Below are 11,401 nucleotides of genomic sequence, written 5' to 3'. Positions count from 1 at the left end.
TCCCTTTCGATTGGGTTCGGGGCCTAGAAAGCCCCGAACCCAATCGAAAGGGACGAGGGACATGACCGCGCCTAAGGATTTCAACGACCGGATGCTGTCTCTGGGCCTGGCCCGCGTCAGCGAGGCTGCGGCCCATGCCTCGGCCCTGCTGATCGGGCGCGGCGACGAAAAGGCCGCCGATCAGGCCGCCGTGAACGCAATGCGCGACCAGCTGAACATGCTGGACATCAAAGGCGTCGTGGTCATCGGCGAGGGCGAGCGTGACGAGGCCCCGATGCTGTTCATCGGCGAAGAGGTCGGCACCGGCGACGGTCCCGCCGTGGACATCGCGCTGGACCCGCTGGAGGGCACCACGCTGACCGCCAAGGACATGCCCAACGCCCTGACGGTGATCGCCATGGCGCCGCGCGGCACGCTGCTGCACGCGCCCGACGTGTATATGGACAAGCTGGCCGTGGGGCCGGGCTATCCGGTCGATGTGGTCAGTCTGGACATGAGCCCGGCCGAGCGGGTTCTGGCGCTGGCCAAGGCGCGCGGCTGTGCGCCCGCCGACATCACCGTCTGCATTCTGGAACGCCCCCGCCATGACGACATGATCGCCGAGGTCCGCAGCACCGGCGCCGCCGTCCGCCTGATCACCGATGGCGACGTGGCCGGCGTGATCCATTGCGCCGAGGCGCAGCTGACCGGCATCGACATGTATATGGGCTCGGGTGGCGCGCCCGAAGGCGTTCTGGCGGCCTCGGCCCTGAAATGCATGGGCGGCCAGATGTGGGGCCGGCTGCTGTTTCGCAATGATGACGAACGCGGCCGGGCCCGCAAGGCCGGGATCACCGATCTGGACCGCATCTATGCCCGCGACGATCTGGTCACCGATGACGTGATCTTTGCCGCGACCGGCGTCACCGACGGGTCCATCGTCGCAGGCGTCAAGCGCGAGCCGGGCTATCTGACGACCGAGACGATCCTGATGCGGTCCAAGACCGGTTCGGTGCGGCGGATGATCTATCGCAACCCGATCAAGTGATCCCTGCGGGAGAAGGGGGGCGCTGCCCCCCGTCCTTGCGGACTCCCCCCGGGATATTTGGCCAAGATGAAAGCAGGCGCGACGTGGGATTTCTGGGCATCGACAGCTCGCTGACGGGGCGGCGCTGGATCGGCCCCGCGCCCGATCTGGAGCGTCGGGCCGAGGGGCTGGCGCAGCAGGCCGCGCTGCCGCTGGCGGTCGCGCGGGTGCTGGCCGAACGCATGGTCGATCCTGCCGAGGCGGCGGGGTTCCTGTTGCCGAAGCTGCGCGATCTGCTGCCCGATCCGCTGGCGTTGCGCGACATGGCGGTGGCCGCCGAACGGCTGGTCGAGGCGGCGGCGCAGAGTCAGCGCATCGCGATCTTTGCCGATTACGATGTCGATGGCGGGTCGTCCGCCGCGCTGCTGATCGACTGGCTGCACAGTCAGGGGCGGCAGGCGACGCTGTATGTTCCAGACCGCATCGATGAGGGCTATGGCCCCAACGCCCCCGCCATCGCCGGGCTGGCGGCGGATCATGATCTGATCGTCTGCGTCGATTGCGGCACCCTATCCCACGAGCCGCTGGCCGCCGCCACCGGCTGCGACGTGATCGTTCTGGATCACCATCTTGGGGCCGAGACCCTGCCCCCAGCGCTTGCCGTCGTGAACCCCAACCGCATGGACGAGGATGGCAGCCTTGGCCATCTGTGCGCGGCGGGGGTCGTGTTCCTGACACTGGTGCAGGCCGGGCGGGTGTTGCGGGCCCGAGGTCTGGCCGAGCCGGATCTGATGGCCATGCTGGATCTGGTCGCACTGGCGACGGTGGCGGATGTCGCGCCGCTGGTCGGCGTCAACCGGGCCTTTGTCCGGCAGGGGCTGGCGGTGATGGCGCGCAGGCAGCGTCCGGGGCTGGTCGCGCTGTCGGACATTGCGCGGCTGGACGGGGCGCCAAGCGCCTTTCATCTGGGCTTTCTGCTGGGACCGCGCATCAATGCCGGGGGTCGGGTCGGGCGCGCCGATCTGGGCGCGCGCTGCCTGTCCACCCGCGATCCGTCCGAGGCGACCCGGCTGGCCGCGCAGCTGGACGATCTGAACCGCGACCGCCGGGCCATTGAGGCCGAGGTTCGGCTGGAAGCTTTGGCCCAGGTCGAGGCGCGGGGCGATCCGCGCCTGTCCTGGGCCGCCGGTCCCGGTTGGCATCCCGGCGTCGTGGGCATCGTCGCCGCGCGGGTGAAAGAGGCGACCGACCTGCCTTCGGTCGTGATCGGCGTCGATCATGGCATCGGCAAGGGCAGCGCCCGGTCGGTGCCGGGCGTCGATCTGGGCCGCGCGATCCAGCGGCTGGCGCGCGAGGGGCTGCTGCTGAAAGGCGGCGGGCACGAGATGGCCGCAGGGCTGACCGTGGCCGAGGCGCAGATCCCCGCCGCGATGGACCGGCTGGCCGATCTGATCGCCCGCGATCTGGCCGGGCGCAGCGGGTCGGGGGATCTGCGGATCTCGGGCCTTCTGGAGCCGTCGGGCGCGACGGCGCAGATGTTTCGGATGCTGGAGGATGCCGGGCCCTTCGGGCAGGCCGCGCCCGCGCCGCGCTTTGCCTTTGCCGATCAGCTGATCGACAGCGCCGCCACGATGGGCGACCGCCATCTGCGCCTGACCTTCCGCAGCCCTGGCGCCCCGCCGATGGAGGCCGTGGCCTGGGGTGCGATGGACGGGCCGCTTGGTCCCGGCCTGATCGGCGCCAAGGGCCGGCGGTTCCATCTGGCGGGCAAACTGGAGCTGTCCACATGGGGCGGGCGGGAGCGTCTGCGCCTGCGGCTGGACGACGCGGCGCCGGTCTGAGCGGATCAGCTCTGAACGCAGCGGGGTCCGAGGCGACCCGCTTCAAGGCAACCAAGCCCGGTCCGGGGGGTTCTGGTCAGGACCATGCGCGGCCGCTAACCTGCGGCCAGCATCCCATCAAGGAGATCCCGATGAAACTGACCTGGCTTGGCCATTCCGGCTTCCGTCTTGAGATCGAAGGCGCCGTGATCCTGATCGACCCGTGGATGAGCGGCAATCCGGTCTTTCCCGAAGACGCCCGCGCGGCAGCCATCGACGGCGCGACCCATATCCTGCTGACCCATGGCCATGGCGATCACAGCGGCGACACGCTGGCGCTGGCGCGCGATCTGAAGATCCCCGTGGTCGGCATCTTCGATCTGGTCAGCCATTGGGAAGGGACCGAGGGGATTGAGGGCATCGGTTTCAACAAGGGCGGCACCGTCGATCTGGGCGGCGCAAAGGTCACGATGGTCAATGCGACGCATTCCAGTTCCATCAGCGGACCGGACGGGCCCGTCTATGCTGGTCATGAATCGGGCTATATGATCGCCGGAGAGAGGCATGTGATCTATGTCTCGGGCGATACCGACATCATGGCCGACATGGACTGGATGGGCGATCTGCACAAACCCGATATCGGCATCCTCTGCGCGGGCGGGCATTTCACCATGGACATGGCGCGCGCGGCCTATGCCGCCAGGCGCTATTTCGATTTCCGCACGGTGATCCCCTGCCATTACAAGACCTTCCCCTTGCTGGAACAATCCGCTCAGGTGCTGATCGACGCCCTGCCCGATGTGCGGGTCATCGAACCCGAGGTGATGAAGGCGATCGCATTGTGAGCTTTCAGGGGTTCGACGATCCGGCGGGTGGCGGCGATCATGCCGCCCGGCTGGCCGATCTGCGCGGTGTGATGCGCGGCCAGGATCTGGCCGCCGTGATCGTGCCGCGCGCCGATGTCCATCAGGGCGAATATGTGGCCGATGCCGATGCGCGGCTGGCCTGGCTGACCGGCTTCACCGGCAGCGCGGGCTTTGCCATCGTCGCGCAGGACCGGGCGGGCGTCTTTGTCGACGGGCGCTATCGCGTGCAGGTGCGGGGCCAGGTCGATCTGGCGCAGTTCACCCCCGTCGACTGGCCCGAGACGCGCCCCTCGGACTGGCTGCGCGCGGCGCTGCCGCAGGGGGGCCGCGTGGGCTTTGACCCGTGGCTGCATGCCCGGCGCGAGATCGAGGGGATGGAGACCGCGCTGGAGGGCAGCGGAATCGCCCTGATCGCGCTGGAGACGAACCCCGTCGATGCGATCTGGCCCGATCGCCCCGCCCCGCCGGTGGGCGCCGCCCGCATCCATCCCGACGATCTGGCCGGAGAAACGGCAGCAGCCAAGCGCACCCGGCTGGCCGCCGAATTGCAGGCCGCAGGACAGGCGGCGGCGCTGCTGACGCTGCCCGATTCGATCTCTTGGCTGTTGAACATCCGGGGCAGCGACCTGCCCAAGAACCCGGTGGTGCAGGCTTTCGCGGTGCTGTCTGACACGGGCCATGTCGCCCTTTTCGCCGATCCGACCAAGTTCGATGCGGATCTGCGCGCCCATCTGGGCGATGAGGTCTCTCTTTTGCCGCATGACGCCTTGGGCTCGGCGCTGACGGACCTTGAGGGCCCGGTCCGGGTGGACCCCGGCAGCGCGCCCGAGGCCGCGTTCCGCATCCTTGAGGGCGCGGGGACAGACATCGCGCGCGGCCCCGATCCAGCGGTCCTGCCCAAGGCGCGCAAGAATGCCGCCGAGCTGGCCGGGATGCGCGCCGCCCACCGGCGCGACGGCGTGGCGATGGTGCGGCTGCTGGCATGGCTGGATCGTCATGATCCCGCCGCCCTGACCGAGATCGACGTGGTCCGGCATCTGGAGGATCTGCGCCGTCAGGCAGGCATTCTGGACATCAGCTTCGACACGATCATGGGCGCCGGTCCCAACGGCGCGATCATCCATTACCGCGTGACACGGGCCACGAACCGACCGCTGGCGCCGGGCGATCTGCTGCTGATCGATTCGGGCGGGCAATATGCGGATGGCACGACCGACATCACCCGCACCGTGGCGCTTGGTCCCGTGCGGGCGGATGCCGTGGCGCCCTTTACCGCCGTGCTGCGGGGCATGATCGCGCTCAGCCGGGCACGCTTTCCCAAGGGCGTGGCCGGGGCGCATCTGGATGCGCTGGCGCGGCAGTTCCTGTGGGCCGAGGGGATGGATTTCGACCACGGCACCGGCCATGGCGTGGGCGCGGCGCTGTGCGTGCATGAAGGCCCCGCCCGGATCAGCCGCGCCGGCGATGTCGCGCTGGAGCCGGGCATGATCCTGTCGAACGAGCCCGGCTATTACCGCGAGGGCAGCTTTGGCATCCGTATCGAGAACCTGATCGTGGTGGCCGAAGCCCGGGCCGAACCGGGGCGCAGCATGATGGGGTTCCAGACCCTGACCCTGTGCCCCATCGACCGCCGCCTGATCGACATTGCCGCGCTGTCGGCGGACGAACGCGGGTGGCTGGATGCCTATCACGCAGAGGTCCGCGAGGCGCTGTCGGCCGATCTGCAGGGCGATGATCTGGACTGGCTGATCGCCGCCACCGCGCCGCTGGCCTGAAGGCGCGGCGACCGGGGGGCGCGGGGGGCAGGCAGCCCCCCGCGCCGTCGCGGGACGCAATCTGCGCGGCGGCCCCGGACCCTTACAGCGCCGGACCTTAAAGCAGTGTCAGGATGCGGGCGGCCTCGTCCTTGCAGGGCGTCAGCGCGGTGCGATCCTCGCCGGGATAGAACCGGGCGCGCACGGCGGTGGGCATCGGCGCGGGCGCATCGATCAGGATGCGCGGGCCGATCCGGATCGTCTCGGCCTGCCAGCTGCGGGCCAGCGCGATCTGGGCGGCCTTGCTGGCCCCATAGGCGCCAAAGAATTTCTGCCCCCCCCGCGCATCGTCAAAGAACAGCGCCGTGCCCTGTTTCTGGCGCAGCCCCGGTTCCAGCAGGGCGATCAGCCCGCGCGTCACCTCGACATTCACCAGCATCGACTTGGCCCAGTCCCGCCCCTCGATATGGGGCGCGGGGGCCATCGGGGCGGCGTGGATCGCGCAATGCGCCCACAGGTCCAGGCCCCCCCACCGCGCGGCGATGGCACCGGCCATCTGACGCATCGCATCGGGTTCGGTCACATCCATCGGCGCCAGCGTCGCCTGACCGCCCGCGCGGCGGATGCGGTCGTCCAGCTCTTCCAGCGCGCCGACGGTCCGGGCCACCGCCAGCACATGATAGCCGCGCAGGGCCAGCCCCTCGGCCAGCGCCGCGCCCAGACCCCGTGAGGCCCCCGTCACCAGCGCCAGTTTCGGCGCCTCTGCCTGATCATGATCGTTCATGCCCGCCCCCTTGCCACCGGGGCGCGGCCCTTGCAAGGGGGCCGATGGCGGACATGGAAAAGGGGCCCCCGAAGGGGCCCCCAGACCGAACCCTGACGGGCGATCAGCGCTTGGTCAGATCGACATAGTCGCGCTTGTCGCTGCCGACATACAGCTGGCGCGGGCGGCCGATCTTGTTCTGCGGGTCGCCGATCATCTCTTTCCACTGCGCGATCCAGCCCACCGTGCGCGACAGCGCAAAGATCGGCGTGAACATCGAGGTGGGGAAACCCATCGCCTCGAGGATGATCCCGGAATAGAAATCGACGTTGGGATAAAGTTTCTTCTCGATGAAGTACTCGTCCTCCAGCGCGATCTTTTCCAGTTCCTTGGCAACCTGCAGGACCGGATTGTCACCGATGCCCAGCAGCTCCAGAACCTCGTCGGCGGATTCCTTCATCACCGTCGCGCGCGGGTCGAAGTTCTTGTAGACCCGGTGGCCAAAGCCCATCAGCTTGAACGGATCGCTTTTGTCCTTGGCCCGGGCGATGAATTCGGGGATCCGGTCGACGGTCCCGATCTCGCGCAGCATTTCCAGACAGGCCTGATTGGCGCCGCCATGGGCAGGCCCCCACAGGCAGGCGATGCCCGCCGCGATGCAGGCGAACGGGTTGGCGCCCGACGATCCCGCCAGACGCACGGTCGAGGTCGAGGCGTTCTGTTCATGATCGGCATGCAGGGTAAAGATCCGGTCCATGGCGCGGGCCAGTGCCGGGTTGACCTCGTATTTTTCGGCCGGAACCGAAAAGCACATGTTCAGGAAATTGCTAGCATAATCCAGATCGTTCTGCGGATAGACGAAGGGCTGGCCGATCGAATACTTGTACGCCATCGCCGCGATCGTCGGCAGCTTGGCGATCAGGCGGATCGCCGCGACCTCGCGCTGCCATTCGTCGTTCACATCGGTCGAATCGTGATAAAAGGCCGACATCGCGCCGACCACGCCGACCATCGTGGCCATCGGGTGCGCATCGCGGCGGAACCCGCGGAAGAAATTGTGCATCTGTTCATGCACCATCGTGTGGCGCGTGACGCGGGCGCTGAAATCGTCCATCTGCTCGGGCGAGGGCAGCTCGCCGTAAAGCAGCAGATAGCAGACCTCGAGATAGCTGGATTTCGCGGCCAGCTGTTCGATCGGATAGCCGCGATACCACAGCTCTCCCTTGTCGCCATCGATGAAGGTGATGGTCGAATCGCAGCTGGCGGTCGAGGTGAAGCCGGGATCATAGGTGAACACGTCCGCCTGCCCGTACAGCTTGCGGATGTCCAGTACATCCGGGCCCTTGGTGGGGGACAGGATGGGCAGCTCATAGTCCTGATCGTTGATGCGCAACGTGGCGGTCTTATCGGCCATGCAAGGCGTCCTTTCCGGCTGAGGCAGGGCGGTCATCGGCGTCAACCGCCAGACGGCCCAGGCAGGTGAGGGCAGGCTTCAGCCTGCCAAATCGGTCTGGTCCTGAAGCCGGGCCAGAGTTTCCTCGCGGCCAAGCGCAGTCATCATGTCGAACACACTGGGGGTGGTGCTGGTCCCGGCCAGCGCGGCGCGCAAGGGCCCCGCAATCTTGCCAAGCCCGACGCCGTTTTCCGAAGCGACCTGCTGGGCCGCCTCCTCCAGATCGTCTCGGCTCCAGCTAGCATTCTGCACTGCGGCAGTCAACGATGTCAGCATACCACGGGATACCGGGTCCAGGGCCTTGGCGGCCTTGTCGTCGATCGCGACCGGGCGTTCGATCATCGCAAAGCGCGCCTGATCCAGCAATCCGGGCAATGTCCGGGCCTTTTCCTTCAGCACCGACATGGCGCCCATGATGCGCTGACGCTGCGTCCCGGTCAGTGCGGGGGCGCCGGTTTCGACCAGATAGTCCTGCAGCGCGGCCAGCACCTGATCGTCGGGCATCGCCCCGATATGGTGGCCGCTGACATGTTCCAGCTTCTTGAAATCCAGCCGCGCGGGGGCACGTCCGATGCCCTCCAGCCCGAACCAGTCGCGGGCTTCGGCATCGCCGAACAGCTCGTCATCGCCATGGCTCCAGCCAAGCCGCGCCAGATAGTTGCGCATCGCCGCCGGGGGATAGCCCAAGGCCGCGAATTCGTGCAGCCCGACCGCGCCATGACGCTTGGACAGCTTCTTGCCATCCTCGCCATGGATCAGCGGGATATGGGCATAGACCGGGCGCGGCCAGCCCATCGCGTCCAGAATCTGGATCTGGCGGGCGGTGTTGGTCAGATGATCATCACCGCGGATCACATGGGTCACGCCCATGTCGTGATCGTCCACGACCACCGCCAGCATATAGGTTGGCGTGCCGTCGCTGCGCAGCAGAACCATGTCGTCCAGCTGATCATTGCCAACCCGGACATCGCCCTGCACCTGATCCGCGATCACCGTCTCGCCCGTCCGGGGCGCCCGGAGGCGGATCGCAAACGGCGCATCGGGGTGATCCGTCCGGTCGCGCCACGGGCTGAGAAAGGGCTGGCGCGGGTTCGCCTCGCGCCATGCGGCGATCTCGTCCGTGGTGGAAAAGCAAGGATAGGCCGTGCCGTTATCCATCATCTGGCGCGCGACCTCGGCATGACGGTCCTTGCGGGCGAACTGGCTGATCGGTTCGCCGTCCCAGTCCAGCCCCAGCCATTCCAGCCCCTTCAGGATCGCCGCCGTCGCCTCGGGCGTGGACCGGGCGCGGTCGGTATCTTCGATCCGCAACAGGAATTTCCCGCCCCGGCCCCGGGCGAACAGCCAGTTGAACAGGGCCGTCCGGGCGCCGCCGATATGCAGATAACCGGTGGGCGAGGGGGCAAAGCGGGTCACGACGGGGGCGGTCTGGGACATGGGGGCTTTCAGCAGGTGTTAGGACTTGGGGCACGGGGCGGCGTTAACGATCTGGTAAGCAGCGCCGTGCCATCTTGCGGCCAAGTGATAATCACCGGGTCGCGAAAGGACAAGGATGTTGCCCGAACCGGGTGTCATGGCCGCCCCCCTGCCCCCGCGCACCCCTGTGGCTGCGCGCCCGCCCGTGGCTGCGCGGAATGCCCTTCGGGTGCGTCCCGCCGCCGTGCTGCGCGCGGGGCTGTTTCCTTGGGTGCCGGTCTGCCTGTCGGCGGGGATCGGGCTGTGGTTCCTGCGCCCGGCCCTGCTGGATGCCGGGCAATGGTCCCTGCTGGGGGTCATTCTCGCGGGGGCGATCCTTGTGGCGTGGCAGGCGCATGGCTGGGCTGAACGCGGGCGGATCGGCTGGCCCTTGGCGGATGCCACGCATCTGGGCGCGCTGGCCCTGTGCGTCGCCGTGTTGGGCATGGGGCTGGTCGCCTTTCGCGCGGCGCAGGTCGCCGCCCCGGTCCTGGACTGGCGCTATTACGGCCCGGTTGAGGGGCGGGTGATCCAGATCGACAGATCGGGGCGCGACCGGATGCGGCTGATGCTGGACCGGGTGGTTCTGAATGATATGTCTCCGCAGCGCACCCCCGGCAAGGTCCGCCTGTCGCTGATGGGCGACGATCCCTTGCCGCCCCTGGGGCAGCGGGTGATGCTGACCGGCCATCTGGGCCCGCCGCCCGCGCCCGCTGCACCGGGCAGCTTTGATTTCCGGATGTTCGCGTGGTTCGACGGGCTGGGGGCGGTCGGCTATTCCCGCACGCCGATCATGGCCGTCGCCCCGCCGCAGGACGGGCTGTGGGGGATGCACCGCGCCCGGATGCAGATCAGCGCCGCGATCCGCGACCGCATCGGCGGGCAGGCCGGCGCGGTCGCTGCGGCGCTGATGACCGGCGACCGCTCGGGGATCGCGGAGGAGACGAACGCGGTGATGCGGGCATCGAACCTCTATCACATCATCTCGATTTCGGGGCTGCATATGGGGATGCTGGCCGGGTTCGTCTATGCGGCGGGGCGGCTGGTTCTGGTCGCGGTGCAGGGCGCGGGCATCGGGCTGGCCCGCCCGCTGCACAAGATTGCGGCGGGCGTCGCGATCCTCGCGGCGGCGGCCTATCTGTGGCTGTCGGGCGGCGGCGTCGCGACCGAGCGGTCGTTCATCATGGTCACCGTCATGCTGGGCGCGATCATCGCCGATCAGCGCGCCATTTCTTTGCGGACCGTGGCGCTGGCGGCGACCATCGTGCTGATCTACAGCCCCGAGGCCGTGACCAGCGCCGGTTTCCAGATGAGCTTTGCGGCCACCATCGCGCTGATCCTGACCTTTGGCCCGTGGTCGCGCATCGCGCCGCGCCTGCCCTGGTGGCTGCGTCCGGTGGCGATGCTGTTCGTGTCGTCGCTGGTCGCGGGGCTGGCGACCGCGCCCATCGCCGCCGCGCATTTCAACCGCATGGCGCAATACGGGATGCTGGCCAACCTGCTGGCGGTGCCGGTCATGGGCACGCTGGTGATGCCCGCAGGCGTCATCGGCGCGCTTCTGGCGCTGGTCGGGCTGGAGGCTCCGGCCCTGTGGGTCATGGGTCTGGGGACCGAATGGATGCTGTGGGTCGCGGGCTGGGTCGCGGGGCTTTCGGGCGCGGTCACCGGCATCCCCAAGCCGCCCGGTGCGGTGGTCGCGCTGATGGGCTATGGCGCGGTGCTGGCCATCCTGTGCTGGCGCCGGGCGGGGCAGCGCGGGTTGATCACCGCGGCAGGCTGCGCCGTGGGTCTGGCGCTGCTGGCCTTGGCGGCGGGTTTGTGGCTGAGCGCGCGCCGCCCCCTGCTGCTGATCGCCCCCGAGGGCGAGGCCGTGGGGCTGATGACCCCCGCGGGGCGGGCGATCTCGAAACCCTCGGGCGGGGCCTTTGTCGTGTCGGTCTGGCTGCAGGAAGACGGCGACATGCGCGATCAGAGCGCCGCCGCCGCCCGTCCCGGCTGGACCGGGGATCATCGCGACCGGCGTGCCGATCTGCCGCAGGGCTGGCAGGTCTGGCATCTGACCGGCAAGGGATCGGGCCGCCGCGCAGCGGGGGAATGCCGCCCCCGCCGCATCGTCGTCGCGTCGGAACCTGTGGCGCTGCAGGGCCGCGCGCCCTGTCTGCTGCTGGACCCGGACAGGCTGCGCCGGACCGGCGCGCTGGCCATCGTCATGGGACCGGACGGCCCGCAGATCCGGTCCAGCGGCCCCATGCCGCTGCGCGGTCGCACCAAGCCGCCGTGACCC

At 68.7% G+C, this 11,401-nt stretch carries 8 protein-coding genes; 5 read left to right on the top strand and 3 right to left on the bottom strand.

All coding sequences use genetic code 11. The features are described 5' to 3' along the window. The first annotated feature begins 61 nt into the window (after nucleotides 1-61). The 4 genes from glpX (at nucleotide 62) to EG885_RS08290 (ending at nucleotide 5,467) form a co-directional block, all read left to right on the top strand. Nucleotides 62-1,027, top strand: a complete 966-nt coding sequence (glpX, locus tag EG885_RS08305; protein ID WP_131574011.1) for a class II fructose-bisphosphatase — start codon at nucleotides 62-64, stop codon at nucleotides 1,025-1,027. Between the two features lie 83 nt (nucleotides 1,028-1,110). After that, nucleotides 1,111-2,847 carry a single-stranded-DNA-specific exonuclease RecJ gene (gene recJ / locus EG885_RS08300; RefSeq protein WP_131574010.1) on the top strand — a complete coding sequence of 579 codons (1,737 nt, stop codon included), beginning with the start codon at nucleotides 1,111-1,113 and terminating at the stop codon, nucleotides 2,845-2,847. Nucleotides 2,848-2,978: 131 nt separating this feature from the next. Continuing rightward, nucleotides 2,979-3,671: a metal-dependent hydrolase gene (locus tag EG885_RS08295; protein WP_131574009.1), complete on the top strand. Its 693-nt coding sequence runs from the start codon at nucleotides 2,979-2,981 to the stop codon at nucleotides 3,669-3,671. Beyond that, nucleotides 3,668-5,467 carry an aminopeptidase P family protein gene (locus EG885_RS08290; protein WP_379106122.1) on the top strand — a complete coding sequence of 600 codons (1,800 nt, stop codon included), beginning with the start codon at nucleotides 3,668-3,670 and terminating at the stop codon, nucleotides 5,465-5,467. The genes EG885_RS08295 and EG885_RS08290 overlap by 4 nt, the downstream gene beginning before the upstream one ends. Nucleotides 5,468-5,564: 97 nt before the next feature. Here EG885_RS08290 and EG885_RS08285 read toward each other — a convergent pair whose 3' ends face one another. The 3 genes from EG885_RS08285 to gltX form a co-directional block, all read right to left on the bottom strand. Next, a complete protein-coding gene (locus EG885_RS08285; RefSeq protein ID WP_131574008.1) occupies nucleotides 5,565-6,230 on the bottom strand; it encodes an SDR family NAD(P)-dependent oxidoreductase in 666 nt (221 codons plus the stop codon). Nucleotides 6,231-6,333: 103 nt separating this feature from the next. Beyond that, nucleotides 6,334-7,623: a citrate synthase gene (locus EG885_RS08280; protein ID WP_131574007.1), complete on the bottom strand. Its 1,290-nt coding sequence runs from the start codon at nucleotides 7,621-7,623 to the stop codon at nucleotides 6,334-6,336. Between the two features lie 78 nt (nucleotides 7,624-7,701). After that, nucleotides 7,702-9,099 carry a glutamate--tRNA ligase gene (gene gltX, locus EG885_RS08275; protein WP_131574006.1) on the bottom strand — a complete coding sequence of 466 codons (1,398 nt, stop codon included), beginning with the start codon at nucleotides 9,097-9,099 and terminating at the stop codon, nucleotides 7,702-7,704. 115 nt (nucleotides 9,100-9,214) lie between these two features. On the opposite strand from gltX, the gene EG885_RS08270 reads away from it, so the two are divergent. Next, on the top strand, nucleotides 9,215-11,398 hold the full coding sequence (locus tag EG885_RS08270; RefSeq protein ID WP_242679564.1) for a ComEC/Rec2 family competence protein: 2,184 nt from the start codon (nucleotides 9,215-9,217) through the stop codon (nucleotides 11,396-11,398). Nucleotides 11,399-11,401 lie beyond the last annotated feature (3 nt).

Source organism: Paracoccus nototheniae, assembly GCF_004335005.1.
GTDB classification, from domain to species: Bacteria; Pseudomonadota; Alphaproteobacteria; order Rhodobacterales; family Rhodobacteraceae; genus Paracoccus; species Paracoccus nototheniae.
The sequence above is the reverse complement of the archived record's forward strand: the minus strand, read 5'-3'. Positions and strand labels throughout refer to the sequence as shown.

Bases quoted from the DNA above. Each gene is read 5' to 3' on its own strand.
- EG885_RS08280 (WP_131574007.1), bottom strand. From the start codon at position 7,623: ATGGCCGATAAGACCGCCACGTTGCGCATCAACGATCAGGACTATGAG.
- gltX (WP_131574006.1), bottom strand. From the start codon at position 9,099: ATGTCCCAGACCGCCCCCGTCGTGACCCGCTTTGCCCCCTCGCCCACC.
- EG885_RS08295 (WP_131574009.1), top strand. From the start codon at position 2,979: ATGAAACTGACCTGGCTTGGCCATTCCGGCTTCCGTCTTGAGATCGAA.
- EG885_RS08285 (WP_131574008.1), bottom strand. From the start codon at position 6,230: ATGAACGATCATGATCAGGCAGAGGCGCCGAAACTGGCGCTGGTGACG.
- EG885_RS08270 (WP_242679564.1), top strand. From the start codon at position 9,215: ATGTTGCCCGAACCGGGTGTCATGGCCGCCCCCCTGCCCCCGCGCACC.
- glpX (WP_131574011.1), top strand. From the start codon at position 62: ATGACCGCGCCTAAGGATTTCAACGACCGGATGCTGTCTCTGGGCCTG.